At 70.9% G+C, this 22,752-nt stretch carries 20 protein-coding genes; 5 read left to right on the top strand and 15 right to left on the bottom strand.

Annotation, left to right across the window (positions count from 1 at the left end):
- The first annotated feature begins 27 nt into the window (after nucleotides 1-27).
- The 3 genes from B1H29_RS27005 (at nucleotide 28) to B1H29_RS26995 (ending at nucleotide 3,453) form a co-directional block, all read left to right on the top strand.
- Complete coding sequence (locus tag B1H29_RS27005; RefSeq protein ID WP_055416463.1) at nucleotides 28-735, top strand: hypothetical protein; 708 nt, start codon at nucleotides 28-30, stop codon at nucleotides 733-735.
- Nucleotides 736-832: 97 nt separating this feature from the next.
- Nucleotides 833-1,633 (top strand): DsbA family protein, encoded by an 801-nt coding sequence (locus B1H29_RS27000; RefSeq protein WP_055416464.1) that lies wholly within the window; start codon nucleotides 833-835, stop codon nucleotides 1,631-1,633.
- A gap of 134 nt (nucleotides 1,634-1,767) precedes the next feature.
- Nucleotides 1,768-3,453, top strand: coding sequence for an alkaline phosphatase D family protein (locus B1H29_RS26995; RefSeq protein ID WP_055416465.1), 1,686 nt, complete (start codon nucleotides 1,768-1,770; stop codon nucleotides 3,451-3,453).
- Here the strand turns inward: B1H29_RS26995 and B1H29_RS26990 are convergent.
- Nucleotides 3,438-4,082, bottom strand: a complete 645-nt coding sequence (locus tag B1H29_RS26990; protein WP_079160489.1) for a dienelactone hydrolase family protein — start codon at nucleotides 4,080-4,082, stop codon at nucleotides 3,438-3,440. The genes B1H29_RS26995 and B1H29_RS26990 overlap by 16 nt on opposite strands.
- A gap of 60 nt (nucleotides 4,083-4,142) precedes the next feature.
- Here B1H29_RS26990 and B1H29_RS26985 point away from each other — a divergent pair, with 60 nt between their 5' ends.
- Nucleotides 4,143-5,267, top strand: a complete 1,125-nt coding sequence (locus B1H29_RS26985; RefSeq protein ID WP_055416467.1) for a mechanosensitive ion channel family protein — start codon at nucleotides 4,143-4,145, stop codon at nucleotides 5,265-5,267.
- A gap of 21 nt (nucleotides 5,268-5,288) precedes the next feature.
- Here the strand turns inward: B1H29_RS26985 and B1H29_RS26980 are convergent, their stop codons facing one another.
- The 5 genes from B1H29_RS26980 to B1H29_RS26960 all read right to left on the bottom strand — a co-directional run bounded on the left by B1H29_RS26980 (nucleotide 5,289) and on the right by B1H29_RS26960 (nucleotide 10,047).
- Nucleotides 5,289-6,875: a Na+/H+ antiporter gene (locus B1H29_RS26980; protein ID WP_055416468.1), complete on the bottom strand. Its 1,587-nt coding sequence runs from the start codon at nucleotides 6,873-6,875 to the stop codon at nucleotides 5,289-5,291.
- 90 nt (nucleotides 6,876-6,965) lie between these two features.
- Nucleotides 6,966-7,454, bottom strand: coding sequence for a GNAT family N-acetyltransferase (locus B1H29_RS26975; protein ID WP_055416469.1), 489 nt, complete (start codon nucleotides 7,452-7,454; stop codon nucleotides 6,966-6,968).
- Nucleotides 7,451-8,395 (bottom strand): RluA family pseudouridine synthase, encoded by a 945-nt coding sequence (locus B1H29_RS26970; protein ID WP_055416470.1) that lies wholly within the window; start codon nucleotides 8,393-8,395, stop codon nucleotides 7,451-7,453. The genes B1H29_RS26975 and B1H29_RS26970 overlap by 4 nt, the downstream gene beginning before the upstream one ends.
- Before the next feature lie 128 nt (nucleotides 8,396-8,523).
- Nucleotides 8,524-9,117: a signal peptidase II gene (gene lspA / locus B1H29_RS26965; RefSeq protein WP_055416471.1), complete on the bottom strand. Its 594-nt coding sequence runs from the start codon at nucleotides 9,115-9,117 to the stop codon at nucleotides 8,524-8,526.
- A gap of 90 nt (nucleotides 9,118-9,207) precedes the next feature.
- On the bottom strand, nucleotides 9,208-10,047 hold the full coding sequence (locus tag B1H29_RS26960; RefSeq protein WP_055416472.1) for a TraR/DksA family transcriptional regulator: 840 nt from the start codon (nucleotides 10,045-10,047) through the stop codon (nucleotides 9,208-9,210).
- Between the two features lie 594 nt (nucleotides 10,048-10,641).
- Between B1H29_RS26960 and ileS the strand changes: the two genes are divergently transcribed.
- On the top strand, nucleotides 10,642-13,797 hold the full coding sequence (gene ileS, locus B1H29_RS26950; protein ID WP_079160488.1) for an isoleucine--tRNA ligase: 3,156 nt from the start codon (nucleotides 10,642-10,644) through the stop codon (nucleotides 13,795-13,797).
- 273 nt (nucleotides 13,798-14,070) lie between these two features.
- On the opposite strand, the gene divIVA is transcribed toward ileS, so the two are convergent.
- The 9 genes from divIVA to ftsW form a co-directional block, all read right to left on the bottom strand.
- Nucleotides 14,071-15,261 carry an apical growth/hyphal branching protein DivIVA gene (gene divIVA / locus B1H29_RS26945; RefSeq protein WP_055416474.1) on the bottom strand — a complete coding sequence of 397 codons (1,191 nt, stop codon included), beginning with the start codon at nucleotides 15,259-15,261 and terminating at the stop codon, nucleotides 14,071-14,073.
- Nucleotides 15,262-15,316: 55 nt separating this feature from the next.
- The gene (locus B1H29_RS26940) at nucleotides 15,317-15,601 is read right to left on the bottom strand and encodes a YggT family protein (protein ID WP_007448661.1); all 285 of its coding nucleotides are present in this window, start codon (nucleotides 15,599-15,601) and stop codon (nucleotides 15,317-15,319) included.
- Between the two features lie 81 nt (nucleotides 15,602-15,682).
- Nucleotides 15,683-16,324: a cell division protein SepF gene (locus B1H29_RS26935; protein ID WP_055416475.1), complete on the bottom strand. Its 642-nt coding sequence runs from the start codon at nucleotides 16,322-16,324 to the stop codon at nucleotides 15,683-15,685.
- Nucleotides 16,325-16,453: 129 nt separating this feature from the next.
- Complete coding sequence (locus B1H29_RS26930) at nucleotides 16,454-17,173, bottom strand: YggS family pyridoxal phosphate-dependent enzyme (protein ID WP_055416476.1); 720 nt, start codon at nucleotides 17,171-17,173, stop codon at nucleotides 16,454-16,456.
- 6 nt (nucleotides 17,174-17,179) lie between these two features.
- Nucleotides 17,180-17,908, bottom strand: coding sequence for a peptidoglycan editing factor PgeF (gene pgeF, locus B1H29_RS26925; protein ID WP_055416477.1), 729 nt, complete (start codon nucleotides 17,906-17,908; stop codon nucleotides 17,180-17,182).
- Entirely contained in the window at nucleotides 17,905-19,113 is a 1,209-nt protein-coding gene (gene ftsZ, locus B1H29_RS26920; RefSeq protein WP_055416478.1) for a cell division protein FtsZ, read from the bottom strand. The genes pgeF and ftsZ overlap by 4 nt, the downstream gene beginning before the upstream one ends.
- Before the next feature lie 287 nt (nucleotides 19,114-19,400).
- The gene (gene ftsQ / locus B1H29_RS26910) at nucleotides 19,401-20,195 is read right to left on the bottom strand and encodes a cell division protein FtsQ (protein ID WP_055416479.1); all 795 of its coding nucleotides are present in this window, start codon (nucleotides 20,193-20,195) and stop codon (nucleotides 19,401-19,403) included.
- A gap of 25 nt (nucleotides 20,196-20,220) precedes the next feature.
- A complete protein-coding gene (gene murG, locus B1H29_RS26905) occupies nucleotides 20,221-21,315 on the bottom strand; it encodes an undecaprenyldiphospho-muramoylpentapeptide beta-N-acetylglucosaminyltransferase (RefSeq protein ID WP_055416480.1) in 1,095 nt (364 codons plus the stop codon).
- A gap of 6 nt (nucleotides 21,316-21,321) precedes the next feature.
- A complete protein-coding gene (gene ftsW, locus B1H29_RS26900) occupies nucleotides 21,322-22,692 on the bottom strand; it encodes a putative lipid II flippase FtsW (protein ID WP_055416481.1) in 1,371 nt (456 codons plus the stop codon).
- Nucleotides 22,693-22,752: the final 60 nt, after the last annotated feature.

Raw genomic sequence — 22,752 nt, 5'->3', positions numbered from 1 at the left:
GGCCCCGTGACACACTCTTCAATCGCTATGGACATATCCGGAACCCCGCTCAGAGCCGTACGCGCGGCGCTGTTCACGGCACTCGTCGTGACGCTCAGCACCGCGTCGCACGTGCTGCTGTCCGGGGTTCCGCTGCCGCTGCCCACGGTGGCCGCGGTCGCCGCCGCCGTGTTCCTGATCGCCTACGCCCTGGCCGGACGGCGTGAGCGCGGCTTCGGGCGGATCGCCGCCCTGCTGATCCCGCTGGAGCTGGCCGCCGACACGGTCTTCACCACCGGCCAGCACGTCTGCTACGGCAGGACGGGCGGCCCGGTCGCGGGCCCGCTGCGCGCCGTCGGCTTCGACGTGCTGTGCGGCGACGGGACCGGCGTGCACGCCGGGGTGGCCGCCCCGCTGACCCGGGTGACCGGCGCCGAGACCGACCGGCTGGCGACCGTGCTGGCCGACGCCGATCCCGCGACCGCCTGGCTGCTGCTCGGCGCGCACATCGGCGTGGGCCTCCTGGCGGCGGCCTGGCTGCGGCGCGGCGAGCGCGCGCTGGCCCAGTTGCTGAGCGCGGTGGCCGCGACCACCTTCCGGCCGCTGCTGCTCGCCGTCGCGGCCGTGACCGTGCGCCGGGCCCCGGCGGTGCGCCGCCCGGCCGTGCCGGCCCACCATTCCACCGGCGCCCGTGAGCGGATCCTCACGCACTCCCTGGGGCGGCGCGGACCGCCGCGCCCGGTCGCCTGCGTGTGACACACCACCGAGCGTGTGGCACACCGACGGACACCGGCAGTCCCCCCATACGTTTTCCGCACACCCCGGTGTGCGCGTCCCCGGAGAGATCATCACCATGAGCAAGCGGAACAGCCAGGCGGCGAAGTCGGCGGCCCGTGAGCGCCTGCGCCAGGAGCGCGAGCGCCAGGCCAAGCGCGACAAGGTCAAGCGGCAGGTCATCGTGGCCTGCTCCATCGTCGGCGTGCTGGCGATAGCCGGCGGCATCGGCTACGCCGTCGTCCAGATGAACGAGCCCTCGGGCTGGGACAAGGCCGCCGACGCCAAGGTGGTGGCCCCGGCCAACACCTCCGGCAAGAACGGCACCACGGTCACCCTCGGCGACTCCAAGAGCGACCACGTCGTCCACCTCTACGAGGACCCGCGCTGCCCGGGCTGCGCCAACTTCGAGCAGACCATCGGCGAGGCCGTCAACAAGGGCATGGAGGACGGCACCTACAAGCTCTCCTTCACCATCGGCACCTTCCTCGACGGCAACCTCGGCGGCGAGGGCTCGAAGAACGCGCTCAGCGCGCTCGGCGCCGCGCTGAACGTCAGCCCCGACGCGTTCATCGACTACAAGACCGCGCTGTACTCCTCCGAGTACCACCCGTCGGAGTCCACCGACGAGTTCGCCAAGGACGACTACCTCATCAAGGTGGCGAACTCGGTCGACGCCCTGAAGAACAACAAGAAGTTCCAGGACGCCGTGGAGAAGGGCACCTACGACGCCTGGGCGATGAGGATGAGCGACGCCTTCCAGAAGGCCGAGGGCGTCGAGTCGACCCCGACCGTCAAGATCAACGACAAGGTGATCGAGACTCCGGGCAGCGACGCCGAGTGGCAGAAGGCGCTCAAGGACGCGGGCGTCACCAAGTGATCCCGGCGTGATCCCCGGGCCGCCCCCACCGGGGTCACCGCCGGGATGACGCCGCACCGAAGCACGGCCAACGGGCGGGCGAACTTTCCGAGTTCGCCCGCCCGCGCGCATACCGATCAGTAACCTGATCGTCCGTGACCAGTCGACACAGATCATCCGAGAACACCGTCCCGTCGCCCGCCGACGGCGCGAACACCCGCACCCCGAGCCGCCGTACGGTCGTCAAGGCCGCGGCGGCCGGCGCCGTCCTGGCCGCCCCGCTCGCCGCCGCGCTGCCCGCCGGCGCCGCCGGCGCCGCTCCCGCCTTCCTGCACGGCGTCGCCTCCGGCGATCCCCTGCCCGACGGCGTCCTGCTGTGGACCCGGGTGACCCCGACGCCGGAGGCCATACCGGGCTCCGGGGCAGGCCCGGACACCGAGGTGAGCTGGGTCGTCGCCACGGACAAGGCGTTCACGAACATCGTCGCCAAGGGGTCCACCACGGCGACGGCCGCCTCCGACCACACCGTCAAGGCGGACGTCCGGGGCCTCGCACCCGCCACGGACTACTGGTTCCGCTTCTCCGCCGGCCCCACCGACTCCCCCGCCGCCCGCACCCGCACCGCCCCCGCGGCCGACGCCGCCGTCACGGGCCTGCGCTTCGGCGTGGTCTCCTGCGCCAACTGGGAGGCCGGCCACTTCTCGTCGTACCGGCATCTCGCGGCCCGCGGCGACCTGGACGCCTGGCTGCACCTGGGCGACTACATCTACGAGTACGGCACCGGCGAGTACGGCACCCGTGACACCGTCGTCCGCCCGCACGCGCCGACCCACGAGATCCTCACGCTCGCCGACTACCGCGTCCGGCACGGCCGGTACAAGACCGACCCCGACCTCCAGGCGCTGCACGCCGCCGCGCCGGTCGTGGCGATCTGGGACGACCACGAGATCGCCAACGACACCTGGTCGGGCGGCGCCGAGAACCACACCGAGGGGGTGGAGGGCACCTGGCCGGAGCGTCAGGCCGCCGCCAAGCGGGCCTACTTCGAGTGGATGCCGGTCCGTCCCGCCATCGCCGGCACCACCTACCGCAGGCTGCGCTTCGGCAAGCTGGCCGACCTTTCGCTGCTGGACCTGCGCTCCTTCCGCTCGCAGCAGGTCGCGCTCGGCGACGGCGAGGTCGACGACCCGGAGCGCACCCTCACCGGCCGCGCCCAGCTCGACTGGCTCAAAGCCGGGCTCACCTCCTCCGACACCACCTGGCGGCTGATCGGCAACTCGGTGATGATCTCGCCGTTCGCCGTCGGCTCGATCCCCGCCGAGCTGCTGAAGCCGCTCGCCGAGCTGCTCGGCCTGCCCAGGGAGGGCCTCGCCCTCAACACCGACCAGTGGGACGGGTACACCGACGACCGCCGCGAACTGCTGGCGCACCTGCGCGCGGGCGCCATCCGCAACACCGTGTTCCTGACCGGCGACATCCACATGGCGTGGGCCAACGACGTGCCGTACAACGCCGCCACGTACCCGCTGTCGGCCTCGGCCGCCACCGAGTTCGTCGTCACCTCGGTGACCTCCGACAACCTCGACGACATCGTGAAGGTCCCCGAGGGCACGGTCTCGGCGATCGCGGCGCCGGTCATCCGGGCCGCGAACCGGCACGTCCACTGGGTCGACACCGACCGGCACGGCTACGGTGTGCTGGACATCACCGCGGCCCGGACGCAGATGGACTACTACGTCGTCTCCGACCGCACCGACCCGGACGCCACGTCGAAGTGGGCCCGTTCCTACCGCACCCGCAGCGGTACCCAGCGGGTCGAGCGCGTCTACTCCCCCGTCTGAGGCGCGTCCGCCTCCTGAAGCGAGTCGAGGAAGCCGAGCGCCACCCGCCAGGTGGCCTCGGCCGCCTCCTCGTCGTAGTCCGGCAGCCCGGGGTCGGTGTAGAGGTGGCCGGCCCCGGCGTATCTGTAGACCTCGACGTCGGCGCCGGCCCGGCCCATCTGGAGGTACCAGGCGCTGAGCCAGTCGTCCGTCTCGAAGGCGTCCGGCTCGGCGACGTGCAGTTGGACCGGCAGGTCGTCGACCGAGGCGTTGGCCGCGATGTCCGAGGTGCCGTGCAGGAGGAGCAGTCCGCGCGCCCGGTGGTCGCCGAGGGCGAGGGTCTGGGCGATGGAGGCGCCGAGCGAGAAGCCCGCGTACACCAGCCCCCGCTCGGAATAGGGAGCCGCGGCCAGCACCGCCCGCTTCAGCAGCTCCTCCCGGCCGATCCCGTCCTGATGGGCCATGCCCTCCTCGACCGTGTCGAACGTCCGGCCCTCGAAGAGGTCGGGGGTCCAGACCTGGTGCCCGGCGTCGCGCAGCCGGTCGGCGGCCTGCCGCACCGCGGGCCTCGGTCCGAGGGTCGAGTGAAAGAGCACGATGTTCATGAGGCCATGGTGCCAGCCGGGTGTGACAACGCGGGGCGCGGCGATTCCCGGGACGGGACGGAAGTCACAGGTTCACAGCGCGACGGGTGCGGTTACGTTCGAGGGATGGAGACCATACTCCGCCCGCTGATCGTGGTCGGCGGCTCCGTCCTGCTGACCCTGGTCATCGGCTGGGCCACCGACCTGCTGCTGCGCAAGGCCGACGGACGGCACCCCGAGACGCCGTTGTGGGGGCTGCTGCGCCGCGCCCGCATCCCCTACCAGCTCCTCCTGTGCGCGGCGCTGCTGAGAGGGTCGTACATCGAGGCACGGGTGTTCCCCGACCACCAGGAGGGGGTCGGCCGGACGCTGACGCTGGTGCTGATCGGCTCGGCGGCCTGGATGGTGATCCGGATCGCCGCGGCGGTCGTCGAGACCTCGTACTCCCGCTACGCCCACGCCCACGCCGAGCGGAACCCGGCCCGGGTACGGCGGGTGCGGACCCAGGTGTCGCTGATCATGCGGGTCGTCTCGGCGGTCGTCGGCGTGGTCGCCGTGTCGTCGATGCTCCTGACGTTCCCCGCGATGCAGGCGGCGGGCGCCTCGCTGCTGGCCTCGGCCGGCATCCTCGGCATCGTCGCCGGTGTGGCCGCCCAGTCCACGCTCAGCAACATGTTCGCCGGGTTCCAGATCGCCTTCGGCGACATGGTGCGCATGGGCGACACGGTCGTGGTGGACGGGGAGTGGGGCACCGTCGAGGAGATCACGCTCACGTTCCTGACCGTGCGCACCTGGGACGAGCGCCGGATCACCATGCCGGTGTCGTACTTCACGTCCAAGCCGTTCGAGAACTGGTCGCGCGGCTCCCCGCAGATGACCGGGACCGTCTTCTGGCACCTCGACCACTCGGCACCGCTGGAGGCGATGCGGGAGCGGCTGCGCGACATCCTGCGCGAGTGCCCGGCCTGGGACGGCCGCGACTACAACCTGACCGTCACGGACACCACGCCGAACACCATGCAGGTACGGGCCCTGGTGACGGCGAAGGACGCGGACGACATCTGGACGGTACGCGTCACGGTCCGCGAGGGGATGATCCGCTGGCTCGCCGACGAGCACCCGTACGCCCTGCCCCGGGTCAGCACGGCGGACGCGGCCCCGCGCCCGTCCCGCGACGGATTCCACCGCCCCCGCCGCTCCCCCGACGGCGCCCCCCGCCGCTTCCCGGAACAGCCGACGAAGAGCCTGTGACCGAGCCCGCCGGAGAAGGCCTCACCGCAGGCTGCTCACGTCCAGGTGGCGCAGGACCCGGTCGACGATCTCCGGATCGGCGCCGGGTTCGCTGCGCGCCGCCAGCACCTCGTGGCGGGCGGCGCTCAGCATCTCGCCCTTGATACGCCGGGCACGCTGGATCCGCCGTGCCCGCTGTTCCTGCGCCTCCCGCCGCTCCTCGTCCCCGAGGTCCGGGCTGATGCGCACCCCGATGTCGTAGGCGCGTCGCAGCATCTGCTCGGACAGCTCGTCCGGCAGCTCCTCGACCGACTCGATCTCCTTGAGCCGCTGCTTCGCCGCCTTGGCCGCCCGCACGGCGAGCGCCTTCTCGTAGTCCTTCTCCCGTTCGGTGTCCGCCCGTACCCCGAGCCGGCCCACCAGCCAGGGCAGCGTCAGTCCCTGCAACAGCAGCGTGACCATGATCACCCCGAACGCGACGAAGATGAGCTCGTCCCGGTTGGGGAAGGCGGCCCCGTTCTCCGTCTCCAGCGGGATCGCCAGAGCCAGCGCGACCGAGGCGACGCCCCGCATCCCGGCCCACCACATGACGACGGTCTCCCGCCAGCTCGTCGGGATGTCCTCGTCGTGGTCCCGTCGGGCGTGCAGCCGCTGGGTCAGCCAGGTGGCCGGCAGCAGCCACAGCAGCCGGACCAGGATGACCACGGCGCTGATCGCCGCCGCCCAGCCGAGCAGCTCCGTCCACCGGCCGGAGGCCGTGCGGACCGCGTTGTGCAGCTCCAGGCCGATCAGCCCGAAGGCGACACCGGTGACGAGCGTGTCGACGACGTCCCACACGGTGTGCCCGGCGAGCCGGCTCATCACGTCGTCGGCGTCGGAGGCGTACTCGGCGAGGAACATCGCGGTGGTGAGCACGGCGAGCACCCCGGAGCCGTGCAGTTCGTCGGCCAGGACGTAGCTCACGAACGGCACCAGCAGGGTCAGCCCGATCTGGAGCGTCGGGTCCCCCAGCACTCCCAGGAGCCGGTTGGCGCCCCAGCCCAGCACGAGCCCCACGGCCACGGCGACGACCGCGGACAGCACCAGGTCGAGCCCCGCTTCCCAGGGCGAGAAGGTGCCGCTGACCGCCGCGGCGATGGCCACGTGGTACAGCACGATGGCCGTGACGTCGTTGAACAGCCCCTCGCCCTCCAGGATGGAGACCAGGCGGCGCGGCAGCCCCAGTTGCCCGGCGACGGCGGTCGCCGCGACCGGGTCGGGCGGTGCCACCAGCGCGCCCAGCGCGAAGGCGGCGGCGATCGGCAGCCCCGGCACGATCGCGTGGGCCACGGCGGCCACGCAGGTCATGGTGACGAAGACCAGCGCGACCGCCAGCAGGAAGATCGGGCGCTTGTTGGCCGCGAACTGCCGCCAGGACGTGCGCCGCACGGCCGCGTACAGCAGCGGCGGCAGCAGTGCGGGCAGGATGATCTCGGGCGGGATGTCGACGTTGGGCACGAATTCGAGGAGTGCCAGGACGATCCCGAGGACCGTCATCAGCACCGGCGCCGGCAGCCCGAGCCGGGCCCCGAGGGGGACGCTCAGCAGGGCCCCGAGCAGCAGCATGAACAACAGGGCCAACTGATCCACGGTCAGCGCTCCGGTGGGGTCTCGGCGTTCACACGGCGGGCCTCAAGCCTGCCACGTCACCGGCCCCACCAGCCCCTTCGGCACTGTCGCCTACAGGGCGCGCCGCATCGCGCGGTGGGGAATCCCGGCGTCGGGGAACTCGGGCCCGTACGCCTCGTACCCCAGTCGCTCGTAGAAACCCAGGGCGTGGGTCTGCGCGTGCAGATCCACCGCGGTGAGCCCACGCGCGCGTGCCGCCTCCTCGACGGCCCGCACCAGGGCGGCCCCGACGCCCAGTCCGCGGGCCTCCCTGGTCACGGCGAGCCGGCCCAGGCAACCGACGGCCGGGTCGCCGTCGCCGCTGGCCGCCGCGGCGGCCGCGCCGTGCAGCAGCCGGCCGGTGCCCAGCGGGACGCCGTCCGCCCGGACCGCCAGGACGTGCACGGCGTCGGCGTCGTGGGCGTCGTACTCGATGTCCTCGGGGACCTTCTGTTCGACGACGAAGACGTCCTTGCGCACCGCGAAGCACATCTCCCGGTCGCCGGGGCCCTCGGCGACGCGCACCTCGTACGACGGCACCTGCGACGGCGCGGCACTCATCCGTAGGTCTCCTCGCGGACCAGGTCCAGGGCCTGCTGGAGGTCCTCGGGGTAGTCGCTGGCGTACTCGACCCACTGCCCGTCGCCGGGGTGCTCGAAGCCGAGCCGTACGGCGTGCAGCCACTGGCGGGTGAGGCGCAGCCGCTTGCCGAGCGTGGGGTCGGCGCCGTAGGTCAGGTCGCCGACGCAGGGGTGGCGGTGGGCGGCCATGTGGACGCGGATCTGGTGGGTGCGGCCGGTCTCCAGCTTCACGTCGAGCAGGGATGCGGCGCGGAAGGCCTCGATGAGGTCGTAGTGCGTGACGGAGGGCTTGCCCTCGGCGGTGACGGCCCACTTGTAGTCGTGCTGGGGGTGGCGGCCGATGGGGGCGTCGATGGTGCCGCTGGTCGGGTCGGGGTGGCCCTGCACGAGCGCGTGGTAGCGCTTGTCGACCGTGCGCTCCTTGAACTGGCGCTTGAGCGAGGTGTACGCGCGCTCCGACTTGGCCACCGCCATCAGGCCGGAGGTGCCCACGTCGAGGCGGTGCACGATGCCCTGCCGCTCGGCGGCACCGGAGGTGGAGACGCGGTATCCGGCGGCGGCCAGTCCGCCGATGACGGTCGGTCCGCTCCAGCCGGGCGAGGGGTGGGCGGCGACGCCGACCGGCTTGACGATCACGACCACGTCGTCGTCGTCATGCACGATCTCCATGCCCTCGACGGGCTCGGCGACCACCTGCACCGGCGCGGGCGCCTGGGGCATCTCGACCTCGAGCCAGGCGCCGCCGTGGACGCGCTCGGACTTGCCGACCACCGATCCGTCGACCTGCACCTTGCCCGCCGCGGCGAGCTCCGCGGCCTTGGTACGGGAGAAGCCGAACATGCGGGAGATGGCGGCGTCGACGCGCTCGCCCTCCAGGCCGTCGGGCACGGGCAGGGTACGGATCTCGGGAAGCGTGCTCACCCGTCGAGTATGCCGGACGGGCCGGACACTCCCGAACACGCGCTCAGTCCTCGTCGACGGTCGGCCCTGGTGGGCGGTCACTCCCTGTGGACCGTCAGTGCCTGGGGATCGTCAGTCCCTGTGGACCGTCAGTCCCTGTGAACGGTCCCGTCCGGGTCCAGGCCCCGGAAGGAGAGGATCACGATCAGGATGCCGCCGCACACGATCGCCGAGTCGGCGAGGTTGAAGACGGCGAAGTGCTTGGGGGCGATGAAGTCCACGACCGCGCCCTCGAAGACGCCGGGCGAGCGGAAGATCCGGTCGGTGAGATTGCCGAGGGCACCACCGAGCAGCATGCCGAGCGCGATCGCCCACGGCAGGCTGTAGAGCTTGCGCGCGAGGCGGGCGATCACGACGATCACGGCCGCCGCGATCACCGTGAAGATCACGGTGAAGGCCTCGCCGAAGCCGAAGGCCGCGCCCGCGTTGCGGATCGCCACGAACCGCAGCCAGTCCCCGACGATCTCGATGGGCTCCTGGTGCTCCAACTCGGCGACCACGATCATCTTGCTGACCAGGTCGAGGACGTACGCGAACGCGGCGACCGCGAACAGCACGGCGATACGCCGCTTGCCCCGGGGGCGCTCCGGGGGCTGCTCCTGCTCGGCGTCGGGCCGCTCCTGCCCGTCCCCCGCCGCGTCCGGGGTGTCCGGCGTACCGATGATGCGCTCCGCCTCTGCCACGTGAGTCCCTCGACCTAGGTACCTGACTGAGGACGAGGGTACGGCACGCCTTCCACCCCGGCTGCTGATCAGTACCTGATCGGGTACTGATCAGTACCGTCGCTCCTGCTTCTGCTTGCACTCGACGCACAGGGTGGCCCTCGGGAAGGCCTGCATGCGCGCCTTGCCGATGGGGTTCCCGCAGTTCTCGCACAGGCCGTAGGTGCCCGCGTCCAGGCGTTCCAGGGCGCGCTCGGTCTGGGTGAGCATCTCGCGCGCGTTGGCGGCCAGCGCCAGCTCGTGCTCGCGCGTGATGTTCTTGCTGCCGGTGTCCGCCTCGTCGTCGCCGGCACCGTCCCCGGAGTCCCGCATCATGCCCTGCAGGGACCGCTCGGAGGAGTCGATCTCGGTGCGCAGCCGGTCGGCCTCGGACTGCAGCTCACCGCGCGCCTCCTCGGCCTCTTGCGGGGTCCAGGGTTCCTCGCCGGGGCGTACCGCGAGGTCGCCGGGGTCCGCGGCGCCGCGGGCCTTGGGAACGGCGGTCTTGGCCGCCGTGGCCGTGCCAGGAGTCTTCTTCGCAACCACCGTCGTGGCTCCCGTCTGCTCCGCGGCCTCGGCCGCGCCCACTTTCTTGGCCGTGCTCTTCTTCGCCGTGCTCTTCTTCGCCGTGCTCTTCTTCGCCGTGCTCTTCTTCGCCGCGGCCTTCTTCGCCGCGGCCTTCTTGGCCGGGCCCTTCTCCGCCGCGGTCGTCTTTGCCGCGGTCTTCTTCGCCGGGGTCTTCCCCTCGGTGCTGCCCTCGGTGCTCTTCTCCTCGGTGCTCTTCTCCTCGGCGGCCTTCTTCGCCGCGCTGCTCTTCTTCGCGGCGGTCTTCTTCGCGGCCGTCGTCTTCTTGGCAGCGGTCTTCTTCGCAGTCGCCTCCGACTGCTGTACGGCGGTCTTCTTCGCCACCATGGCCGCGGCCCCTTCACATATTGTGATCTTGCGCGCGAATCGTGCTGGGACGATAAATCGACTTGGTCCCCGCGGCAACGGGGCACGCCGCCCGATTCGCCCGCCCACCGCGCACCGCGCGGCGAGCATGCATGCGTTGTGCCCAGCTCCTCGCCCGGTAATCCGACGGGCCGCAGCCCTGCCGGGCCCGCCGGCAGCCGGCGGGCCGGACGCGGCATTCGGGTCATGCCGGGCCGCACGGACGCCGTACCGCGCCGCCACTGAGCCCGGTGCGAAAACCGGTCGGCCGCTGTCCGCGCGGCGCCGTACACTGGGCGCAGCGAAAAGCGTGGATGGGGACGAGTAGCGGCGTACGCAGCCCGTAGCGACCCGGGGACGGTGTGAGCCCGGGGGCCAGCGCGACGTGAAGATCACCCCGGAGCCGCCGGAAGAAAGCCGTGACGACACCGTCACGGCGAGTAGAACCGGCTCGCGACCCCAATGAGGGGGCTGACCGGCGCACACGACGCACCGGGGAGCCAAGGAGGGTGGTACCGCGGGAGCACTGCTCTCGTCCCTCCGACGGAAGGCAGCACGTCCGCCGGAGGAAGCTCGTTGAATACGCAGCCGCAGTACCGCCAGGTGCCCGCCCAGGTCGACCTGCCCGCGCTCGAACACGCGGTGCTCGACTTCTGGCGCGAGCAGAAGATCTTCGCCAAGAGCCTGGAGCAGTCCGAGGGCCGCCCCGAATGGGTGTTCTACGAGGGCCCGCCCACCGCCAACGGCATGCCCGGCGCCCACCACATCGAGGCGCGCGTCTTCAAGGACGTCTTCCCCCGCTTCCGCACCATGCGCGGATACCACGTGGGCCGCAAGGCCGGCTGGGACTGCCACGGCCTGCCGGTCGAGCTGGCGGTGGAGAAGGAGCTGGGCTTCTCCGGCAAGCAGGACATCGAGGCGTACGGCATCGCCGAGTTCAACGCCAAGTGCCGCGAGTCGGTGACCCGCCACACCGACGCCTTCGAAGAGCTCACCACGCGCATGGGCTACTGGGCCGACCTCCAGGACCCGTACCGCACGATGGACCCCGAGTACATCGAGTCCGTCTGGTGGTCGCTGAAGGAGATCTTCGACAAGGGCCTGCTGGTCCAGGACCACCGCGTCGCCCCCTGGTGCCCCCGCTGCGGCACCGGCCTGTCCGACCACGAGCTGGCGCAGGGCTACGAGACGGTCGTCGACCCGTCCGTCTTCGTGCGCTTCCCGCTGACCTCCGGCCCGCTCGCCGGCGAGGCCTCGCTCCTGATCTGGACGACCACGCCCTGGACCCTGGTGTCCAACACCGCGGTCGCCGCGCACCCCGAGGTCACCTACGTCGTCGCGACGAAGGGCCCGGAGGGTACGGAGAAGCTCGTCGTCGCCGAGCCGCTGGTCGGCAAGGCCCTCGGCGAGGGCTGGGAGACCACCGGCCAGACCTTCACCGGCGCCGAGATGGAGCGCTGGACGTACCGGCGGCCCTTCGAGCTGGTCGAGTTCCCCGAGCCCGCGCACTTCGTGGTGAACGCCGACTACGTCACCACCGAGGACGGCACCGGCCTCGTCCACCAGTCCCCCGCCTTCGGTGAGGACGACCTCAAGGTCTGCCGCGCCTACGGCCTGCCGGTGGTCAACCCGGTCCGCCCGGACGGCACCTTCGAGGAAGACCTCCCCCTGGTCGGCGGCGCCTTCTTCAAGAAGGCCGACGAGAAGCTGACGGAGGACCTGGACACCCGGGGCCTGCTCTTCAAGCACATCCCCTACGAGCACAGCTACCCGCACTGCTGGCGCTGCCACACCGCGCTGCTGTACTACGCGCAGCCGTCCTGGTACATCCGCACCACGGCCGTCAAGGACCGTCTCCTCCAGGAGAACGAGAAGACCAACTGGTTCCCGGACTCGGTCAAGCACGGCCGGTACGGCGACTGGCTGAACAACAACATCGACTGGGCGCTCTCCCGCAACCGCTACTGGGGCACCCCGCTGCCCATCTGGCGCTGCGAGGACGACCACCTCACGGTGGCCGGCTCCCGCGCCGAACTGACCGAGCTGACCGGCACCGACCAGTCCGCCCTGGACCCGCACCGCCCGTACATCGACGAGGTCACGTTCGCCTGCCGCCACGACGGCTGCGGCAAGACGGCCACGCGCGTGCCGGAGGTCATCGACGCCTGGTACGACTCGGGTTCGATGCCGTTCGCGCAGTGGGGCTACCCGCACAAGAACAAGGAACTGTTCGAGTCCCGCTACCCGGCGCAGTTCATCTCCGAGGCCATCGACCAGACCCGCGGCTGGTTCTACACGCTGATGGCGGTCGGCACCCTGGTCTTCGACAAGTCGTCCTACGAGAACGTGGTCTGCCTCGGCCACATCCTCGCCGAGGACGGCCGCAAGATGTCCAAGCACCTGGGCAACACCCTGGACCCGGTCCCGCTGATGGACCGGCACGGCGCGGACGCGGTCCGCTGGTTCATGGCGGCCGGCGGCTCCCCGTGGGCGGCCCGCCGCGTCGGCCACGGCACCATCCAGGAGGTCGTCCGCAAGACGCTCCTCACCTACTGGAACACGGTCGCCTTCCAGGCCCTGTACGCCCGCACCACGGGCTGGTCCCCGAGCGGGGCGGACCCGGCCCCCGCCGACCGCCCGGTCCTGGACCGCTGGCTGCTCTCCGAGCTGCACGCGCTCACCGACCAGGTCACCCAGGCGCTGGACGCGTACGACACCCAGCGCGCCGGCAAGCTGCTGTCCGCGTTCGTCGACGACATGTCCAACTGGTACGTACGCCGTTCCCGCCGCCGCTTCTGGCAGGGCGACAAGGCGGCGCTGCGCACGCTGCACGAGGTCGTCGAGACGGTCACCAAGTTGATGGCGCCGCTGACCCCGTTCATCACGGAGCGCGTCTGGCAGGACCTGGTCGTGCCCGTCACCCCGGGCGCCCCGGAGTCGGTGCACCTGTCCTCGTGGCCCGAGGCCGACCTGTCGGCGATCGACCCCGAGCTGTCCCGGCAGATGGTGCTGGTCCGCCGTCTGGTCGAACTGGGCCGTGCCACGCGCGCGGAGTCGGGCGTCAAGACCCGCCAGCCGCTCAGCCGCGCGCTGATCGCCGTGGCCGGCTTCGACACGCTCTACCCCGAGCTGCACACGCAGATCACGGAGGAGCTGAACGTCGAGTCCCTCGCATCACTGAGCGAGGTCGGCGGCAGCCTGGTCGACACGACCGCGAAGGCCAATTTCCGTGCTCTCGGCAAGCGGTTCGGCAAGCGCGTCCAGGACGTGGCGAAGGCCGTCGCGGGCGCGGACGCCGCGGCGCTCTCCCTCGCCCTGCGCGAGGGCACGGCGTCGGTGGAGGTCGACGGCGAGACGGTCACCCTCGCCCCCGACGAGGTGATCATCACGGAGACGCCGCGCGAGGGCTGGTCGGTCGCCTCCGACTCGGGTGCGACGGTGGCCCTGGACCTCGAGATCACGGAGGAGCTGCGTCGCGCGGGCCTCGCCCGGGACGCGATCCGCCTGATCCAGGAGGCCCGCAAGAACAGCGGCCTCGACGTCGCCGACCGCATCGCCCTGCGCTGGACGGCCACGGACCCGGCGACCATCGCCGCCCTGACCGAGCACAGCGGACTGATCTCCGACGAGGTCCTCGCCACGGACTTCGCGCAGGGAGAGGCGGACGACACGTACGGGGAGGCGTTCACGGACGAGGGCCTGTCCCTGACGTTCCGCCTGCGCAAGGCGTAAGGCACCGAGTGATACGGAAGGCCCGGCCCCTCGAAGTCGAAGGGGCCGGGCCTTCCGCGCGATCCGCGGGCGACCGTGCCGCCCGGGGCGGCACGGTCGGGGCACTGGGGCCCCGCTGAGGGAGACACCCCGCACCAGCGGGGCCGCGCACCCGCCCCCGGCCCGCACCGACGCCCCGCACCCGGCACCGCGCACACCACAAGGGCGGGCCCCGGGTCAGAAACCCGGGGCCCGCCCTGAACGCCGCCGACGGCTACGCCGTACTACCGTTCGTCAGTTGTCGTCCTCGTCGATCAGGAACCCGCGCATCGGCGAGGGCGCCTGCCCCATCGGCGACGGCCCCTGCGGCCGCACCGGAGCCATCGGCTGGGTCATCGCCGGCGACATCTGCTGCTGACCGCCGTAGGACGGACCGTTCTGGCCCGGCCCGCTGCCCATCGACTGGTTGCCGCCGTAGGACGGGGCACTCGCGCCGGCCGGAGCCATCGAGGGCGCCGGGGACGGCGGCAGGGAAGCCGTCGCGGGCGTACGCGGCGGGGCGAGCGAGTCGTCCGCCTGGGTCTCGAGCTGACGTAGCTGCGACTCCAGGTACGACTTCAGTCGCGTCCGGTACTCGCGCTCGAAGCCGCGCAGGTCCTCGACCTTGCGCTCCAGCGTGGCGCGGGCGGACTCCAGGGAGCCCATCGCGACGCGGTGCTTCTCCTGCGCGTCCCGCTCCAGGGCATCGGCCTTGGCACGGGCGTCCCGCTCCAGGCCCTCGGCACGCGAACGCGCCTCGCCGACGATCTTGTTGGCCTCGGAACGGGCCTCGGCGATCGCCTGGTCGGCGGTCTGCTGGGCCAGCGAGAGGACGCGGGCGGCGCTGTCGCCACCGGGGCCTCCCTGACCGGGCATGCCACCGGGGCCACCGGGACCGCCGTGCCCCTGCGGGCCGCCCATCGGGCCGCCCATCGGACCGGGGCCCATCTGGCCCTGCATCGGTCCCGGGCCGCCCTGGCCCATCGGCCCCGGACCCTGGCCCATCTGGCCGGGACCCTGCGGGCCGCCCTGTCCGCCGGGGCCGGCGGGCAGTTGCGGGGCACCGCTCGGCAGCTGGGGCGGGCCACCCATGGGGCCACCCATCTGCTGCTGCGGCGGGCCCGATATGCCGGCGGGCACCGGAGCGCCGGGACCTCGCATGCCCTGCTGGGGCATGCCACCCTGCTGCGGCGGGCCCTGCTGCTGCTGATGCTGCTGCTGATCCTGCGGCGGTTCCGGAGGCTTGCGCATGTTCTGTTGGTTCTGCGCAGCCGCGCGCGTCGCCGCGGCCAGTTTGGCGCGCAGGTCCTCGTTCTCGCGGAGCAGTCGGGTCAGTTCGGCTTCGACCTCGTCGAGGAAGGCATCGACCTCGTCCTCGTCATAGCCTTCTCGGAGGCGGACGGTCGTGAACTGCTTGTTCCGCACGTCCTCGGGGGTCAACGGCATCTCTTCACCTCAACGTTGTCGTCGGCATTCGGCAAGCCCGTATCTCTCTCATCGATCACAGCCGGCTCACGATCGAGATCAGGATGTAGACGATGATCATCAGCACGAAGAAGGACAGGTCGAGCGCCACGCCCCCGAGACGCAGCGGCGGAATGAACCGCCGCAGAAGCTTCAACGGTGGATCGGTGACAGTGTAGGTGGCCTCCAGAACGACCACCATCGCCTTGCCGGGTTGCCACGAGCGGGCGAACTGGAAGACGTAGTCCATGACCAACCGGAAGATGAGCACGATGAGGAAGCACATCAGCGCGATGTAGACGACATCCAGAACCACGCTCATGACCTGTGCTTCCCTCTCCCCTGAACCATCTCTCGGACCCGGTTTCGGATCCGTGTTCTTGCTCTGTACCGGTGGTGCGTCTCAGCTCTGGTTGAAGAACCCGCCCTCTGCGATGCGGGCCTTGTCCTCCGCCGTGACATCGACGTTAGCAGGAGACAGCAGGAACACCTTCTGCGTCACCCGCTCGATACTGCCGTGAAGACCAAACACCAAACCGGCCGCAAAGTCGACAAGTCGCTTCGCGTCTGTGTCATCCATCTCAGTGAGATTCATGATCACCGGCGTGCCCTCACGGAAGTGTTCCCCGATGGTACGGGCCTCGTTGTAGGTCCGGGGGTGAAGCGTGGTGATCCGGTAGGGCTCTCGTTCGGACACGACCTTGGGCATGATGACCGGTGCGCTCTTTTCCAGGCTTGCGCGTTCTTGTGTGATGGATGCCACGGGCGCGATACGCGCCGGACGACCCGATTCCGCCGCGAGCGAAGCGGAACGGGGCACCGGCTCGCGCTGCGCGGGCGGTTGTACGACTCGTACCTCTTCGTCCCTTAGGGACTGATGTGAACCATGCGACTGATGTGCCGGTTCGTGCCGCCGGTGGTCCCGCTCGGGCTCCGGGTCCAGTTCCGGTTCGAAGTCGTCATCGGGGTCGAACCCCCGGCCGTCGTACCCATCGTCCTCCACGAGGCCGAGGTAGACCGCCATCTTGCGCATCGCGCCGGCCATGCTCTGAGTCCTCCGCTCTGTGGTGGATCGGCTGACGACTGCCAAGTGCCTGCGATCCACAAGGTCGTTGTGTCCGCCTTTCGGCGGTAATGACCATATTTTCTGCTGTGGTCCGACTTCTTGGCGACGTTACCCGAGCCTGGGTCGGACTCCGAGTACCGCAGTACCGACGCGCACATGTGTCGCTCCGGCGGCCACGGCCTGTTCGAGGTCCGCACTCATGCCTGCGGAGACCATGTTCGCAGCCGGATGGGCGCGGCGCACGCAGGTCGACAAATCCATGAGGTGCTCGAACGCCGCCTGTGGGCGCCCCGCGTACTCGCCGGTGAGCGGAGCCACGGTCATCAGTCCGTCGAGCCGCAACCCCTCGGACCGGGCGACCAGGTCGGCCAACTCTTCGATTCCCGCGGGCGAGACGCCACCGCGCTCACCGCGTGCGCTCTCCCCCGCGTCGAGCGCGACCTGGAGGAGGCAGCCCACCTCGCGCCCGACCCGCACGGCCTCCTTCGACAGAGCCGCGACGAGCCTGGCCCGGTCGACGGACTGCACGACGTCCGCGTAACCGACCACGGACCGCACCTTGTTGGTCTGCAACTGACCGACGAAATGCCACGAAAGCGGCAGATCCGAGCACGCGGCGGCCTTCGGCGCCGCGTCCTGGTCGCGGTTCTCGGCAACGTGGCGCACACCGAGTTCGGAGAGAACGCGCACATCGTCCGCCGGGTAGGTCTTGGTGACCACGATCAGGGTCACCTCGTCGCGCCGACGGCCGGCGGCCTCGCACGCGGCGGCGATGCGCTCTTCCACTTTCGCCAGATTCGCGGCGAGTTCCTGCTTACGGTCCGTCATGCCCCATCAGTCCAGCCAGACATAGCCCGCGAGCCGCCCGGTGGTGCGGTCCCGTCGGTACGAGAAGTGGTCCTTCGACTCCCGGGTGCACACCGGCGACTGCGCCCGGTCGCACACCCCGAGACGTTCGAGCTGCGCGTGCACGCCGGCGCCCACGTCGACCGCCGGTGTGCCCCAGCTCGTCACGGCGTACGCCGCCGGTTCGACGGCGGCCACCTCGGCGCGCATCTCCTCGGGCATTTCATAGCACCGGCCGCACACGGCGGGACCGGTCCGGGCGACGATCCGGGCGGGGTCCGCGCCGAGTTGGGTCATGGCCCGTACGGCGGCGGGGACGACCCCGGCGACCAGGCCGGGCCGTCCCGCGTGGGCCGCGGCGGCGACGCCGGCGACGGGGTCGGCGAGCAGGACGGGCACGCAGTCGGCGGTGAGGACGGCGAGGGCGAGACCGCGTTCGGCGGTGGCGATCGCGTCGACCCGCGGGACCGGGCGGTCCCCCCAGGGCTCGTCGACCACGGCGACGTCGGCCCCGTGCACCTGGTTCATCCAGACCACCCGGGCCGGGTCGACGCCCAGCGACTTGGCCGCCAGCTCCCGGTTGGCCGTCACGGCGCCGGGGTCGTCACCGACCGCGCCGCCGAGGTTGAGCTCCTCGTACGGAACGGCGCTCACTCCGCCCCACCGGTCGGTGAAGCCGAAGTGCGCGCCGTTCACGGTGTCGCGCTGTCCTATCACTTCAGGAAGTCCGGCACGTCCAGTTCCTCGGCCGCGCTGTCCGAGTAGGTCCGCGACGGCGGGACCGGCGGCGGGGAGACCGGCGGCAGGTCGCTCACCGGCTCCGGTGCGGGGGCCGGCTCCGGCTCCTCCTTCGGCTTGACGCTGCCGAGCGAGCCGAAGGACGGACGGCTCTCGGCCTGCCGTACCGGAGTCGGCTCCTCTCGCTTGGCCGAGGAGGAGGCGCCGAGGACGTTGTCCCGCTGCTTGGACGGCGGCTGGCCCCCGTCGAAGCCGGCCGCGATCACGGTGACCCGGACCTCGTCGCCCAGGGCGTCGTCGATGACCGCGCCGAAGATGATGTTGGCCTCGGGGTGGGCGGCCTCGCTGACTAGCTGCGCGGCCTCGTTGATCTCGAACAGGCCGAGGTCGGAGCCGCCGGAGATGGAGAGCAGCACGCCCCGGGCGCCGTCGATGGACGCCTCGAGCAGCGGCGAGGAGATCGCCATCTCGGCCGCGGCCACCGCTCGGTCGTCTCCGCGGGCCGAACCGATGCCCATGAGGGCCGAACCGGCCTCGGACATGACCGACTTCACGTCGGCGAAGTCCAGGTTGATCAGGCCCGGGGTGGTGATGAGGTCGGTGATGCCCTGCACACCGGACAGCAGCACCTGGTCGGCGGACTTGAACGCGTCGAGCACGCTGACCTGGCGGTCCGAGATGGACAGGAGCCGGTCGTTGGGGATGACGATGAGGGTGTCGACCTCTTCGCGGAGCTCGGCGATGCCGTCCTCGGCCTGGTTGGCGCGGCGCCGCCCCTCGAAGGTGAACGGGCGGGTGACCACGCCGATGGTGAGGGCGCCCAGCGAGCGGGCGATGTTGGCCACGACGGGCGCGCCGCCGGTGCCGGTGCCGCCGCCTTCTCCGGCTGTCACGAAGACCATGTCGGCCCCCTTGAGGACCTCCTCGATCTCCTCGCGGTGGTCCTCGGCGGCCTTGCGGCCGACGGCCGGGTTGGCTCCGGCGCCGAGTCCGCGGGTGAGTTCGCGGCCGACGTCGAGCTTGACGTCGGCGTCGCTCATCAACAGAGCTTGCGCGTCGGTGTTGATGGCGATGAACTCGACGCCCTTGAGACCGACCTCGATCATCCGGTTGATGGCATTGACACCACCGCCGCCGACACCGATGACTTTGATGACTGCGAGGTAGTTCTGCGGTGCTGCCACGTCGAAGGCCTCTCGCCTCGAGTTACGTGTCGTCGAATCGCCGGAGCACTGCTGCCCCGCGACCCGGCGACTGATGCCGAATGGGACGGTCCGTAGCGCCGACCCGAACCCTAACGCTGAAGTTTAGGGTTACCAGTGTGTCTGTTCCTTGAAGTCTTCTGAACAGGACACTAAGTCGACAAGTGGCGCACGTTCAACGAACACGCCGAACCTCCCGTTTTTCTTTTCACCCTATGTGATCAGCCGTAGCGCTGCCCAGCCAGGGTGCTGGCCTGCGCGTATACCCGTCAACTCCTCGATGACGCGGGGGCGGTGGGGACACTCACGTCGAAGTGCCGCGCGTCGGGTGTCGCTTTCATCAGCGCGGTGAGTGCGCGCGCTTTCCGCACACCCTGCTCACCGCTCCCCCACGCCACGGTCCGGTCACCGCTCAACTCGAGCGAGATGTCGTCGTAGGAACGGACCTTGACGATCCGTGTGTCCCGGGCGACCGCGTCCGGAAGACGGCCGGCCACCCGCACCGCCTCCCGCACCAGGCGGTCGTCGTCGAAGCGGCGCAGACTCGCCGCCGCGGATCCGGATCGGGCCGGTGCCAATTCCAGCGTGGGAACGCCTTCGGGGGCCCGGGAAACCGTGGCGAAACGGACGCCTTCATCGTCCACTTCCACGAACTTTCCGCCCTTTTGCACAAGTAGAACCGGAGTACGTTCCGTCACTTTCAGCCCGATTCCGTGCGGCCAGGAACGCTCCGCGGCGACCTCGTCGATCCGGGGCAATTCCCGGCGCAGCCGCGCCTCGAGCGCCTCGGTGTCCACGGAGATCAGCGGGTCGCCGACGGGCACGTCGGCGGCCTCGCGCACCTGCGCGGGCGTCAGGACACGCGTTCCCGAGACCGACACACGTTCCACACGCGTCCAGTTGGAGCCGTACAGCAGCCAGACGGCACCCCCCGCGACGAGCACGAGAGCGACGGCATAAATGATGATCGTACGAAGGCGGGGCGGGCCGAACCGCCACGCACGGGGCGGGCCGGACGACTCCTGCTGGCGTTCACCGCGCTCGGCGGTGGTCGGTCCGGCCACGCTCCCTGCCTCCCGTTATCCCTGTCTAGCGGTGCGCACGGGCGGCGATCGCCTCGTACACCATGCCGACGAGCAGGTCGTCGGCGTCCCGCCGGCCGAACTCCGCGGCGGCGCGGGACATCTCGTACAGCTTGTGCGGGTCGGCCAGCACGGGCAGAACGTTGTGCTGGAGCCACTCGGGCGTCAGTTCCGCGTCGTCGACCAGCAGTCCGCCGCCAGCCTTGACCACCGGCTGGGCGTTGAGCCGCTGTTCGCCGTTGCCGATGGGCAGCGGTACGTAGGCGGCCGGGAGCCCGACGGCGGAGAGTTCGGCGACCGTCATCGCGCCCGCGCGGCAGAGCATCATGTCGGCCGCGGCGTACGCGAGGTCCATCCGGTCCAGGTAACTTACCGGGATGTACGGGGGCATCCCCGGCATCTGGTGCACCTGCGGCAGTTCGTTCTTGGGGCCGACCGCGTGCAGGATCTGGATGCCGGCCTGCTGGAGCCAGGGCGCGACCTGCTGGACCACCTCGTTGAGGCGGCGGGCGCCCTGCGAGCCACCGGTGACCAGCAGCGTGGGCAGGTTGGGGTCGAGCCCGAACATCGCGCGGGCCTCGGGGCGGGCGGCGGCCCGGTCCAGGGTGGCGATGGAGCGGCGCAGCGGGATGCCGATGTAGCGGGAGTTGCGCAGCTTGCTGTCGGGGGTGGAGACGGCGACCTGCGCGGCGTACCGCGAGCCGATCTTGTTGGCCAGGCCGGGGCGGGCGTTGGCCTCGTGGACGACGATCGGCACGCCGAGCCGCTTGGCCGCGAGGTAGGCGGGCAGGGCGACGTAGCCGCCGAAGCCGGCCACGGCGTCGGCCTTGGTGCGCTCCAGGATCTGCTCGGCCGCCTTGATGGTGCCGCGCAGCCGGCCCGGCACGGTGATCAGCTCGGGGGTGGGCTTGCGCGGCAGCGGTACGGCCGGGATCAGCGCCAGTTCGTACCCGCGCTCGGGTACGAGGCGGGTCTCGAGACCGCGTTCCGTGCCCAGGGCCGTGATCCCCACAGCCGGATCCTGCCTGCGCAGGGCGTCCGCGAGGGCGAGCGCGGGCTCGATGTGGCCCGCGGTTCCTCCGCCGGCGAGTACGACATGCACCGAAATTCACCGCTCTCCGGACGAACGCGCCGCCGAGGCGCGCCGTCGCATCGTGTTCCAACTCCGTGGGCTCCGCTTGGACCCGGTGCCCCCGGTTCCCCGCTTTCTACCAAAGCGAGGTTGCCGCAACGCAAGCGCCGCCCGCGCACCGGGCTCGTCGCGGGCGAAGGCGATGAGCAGTCCGATGGCGAACATGGCCGGCAACAGGGCGGAACCCCCGTAGGAGAACAGCGGGAGCGGGACACCGGCGATCGGCAGCAGCCCGAGGACCGCACCCATGTTGATCACGGCCTGGGCCGTGATCCAGGTGGTCACGCCTCCCGCGGCATACCTCACGAAGGGGTCCTCCGTGCGTCCGGCCACGCGGATACCCGCATAGCCTAGAGCCGCGAAGAGGGCGAGCACCGACAGCGTCCCCGCCAGGCCCAGTTCCTCACCGGTGACGGCGAAGATGAAGTCGGTGTGCGCTTCGGGGAGTTGGCCCCATTTCTCCACGCTGGCACCGAGCCCGGAACCGAACAGTCCGCCCGAGGCGAGGGCGTAGATGCCGTGCACGGCCTGCCAGCAGGAGTCGCCGGGACCCGGATCGGTGGCGCCGATGCAGTTCAGCCGGGCCATGCGGTTGGGGCTGGTCTTGATGAGGATGAAGCCGAGCAGCACGGCGATCGACAGCACGCCCGCGAACAGCCGCGTGGGCGCGCCCGCCAGCCACAGCAGGCCGAACAGGATCGCGGTCAGGATGATCGCGGTACCCATGTCGCCGCCGAGCATGATAAGTCCGAGCAGCATGAACGCGGCCGGCACCAGCGGCACCAGCATGTGCTTCCACTGGGTCAGCAGCTTCTTGTCCTGCTTGCGGGCCAGCAGGTCCGCGCCCCACAGCACCAGGGCCAGCTTGCCGAACTCGCTGGGCTGGATCTGGAATGAGCCGCCCAGCGCGATCCAGTTCTGGTTGCCGTTGACCGCCATCCCTATCCCCGGGACCTGCACCAGGATCATCAGGAAGACGGCACCGGCGAGGATCGGGTAGGCCAGCGCCCGGTGCAGCTTCACCGGCATCTTCATGGCGGCCACCAGGAGGCCGGCGCCGATCAGCGCCGCGAGGGCCTGCTTGCGGAAGAAGTACGAACCGGGCAGCGACAACTGGAGCGCGGTGATCTGGGAGGCCGAGTAGACCATCACCAGGCCGAGCACGGTGATCAGCGCGCTGCCGCCGAAGATCAGATAGTACGCGGTCAGCGGCCGGTCCCAGGCGCGGCGCAGACGCACGTACAGGCGGAGCACGGGGTTCTCGTGCGGCGGCCGGGGTGCGGGGGGTCGTTTGGCGGCCCGCTGCACGGGCGGGCGCCCGGTACGGCTCTGGGGACTACCGGGCATCGCTGCCTCCGCTGTACGTCGGCATGGACCGTCCCACGCGTCCTCCCGAGGTCGCCCGGC

This window comes from Streptomyces pactum (genome assembly GCF_002005225.1).
GTDB lineage: Bacteria > Actinomycetota > Actinomycetes > Streptomycetales > Streptomycetaceae > Streptomyces > Streptomyces pactum_A.
This window is presented reverse-complemented; position numbering and strand designations above follow the sequence as displayed.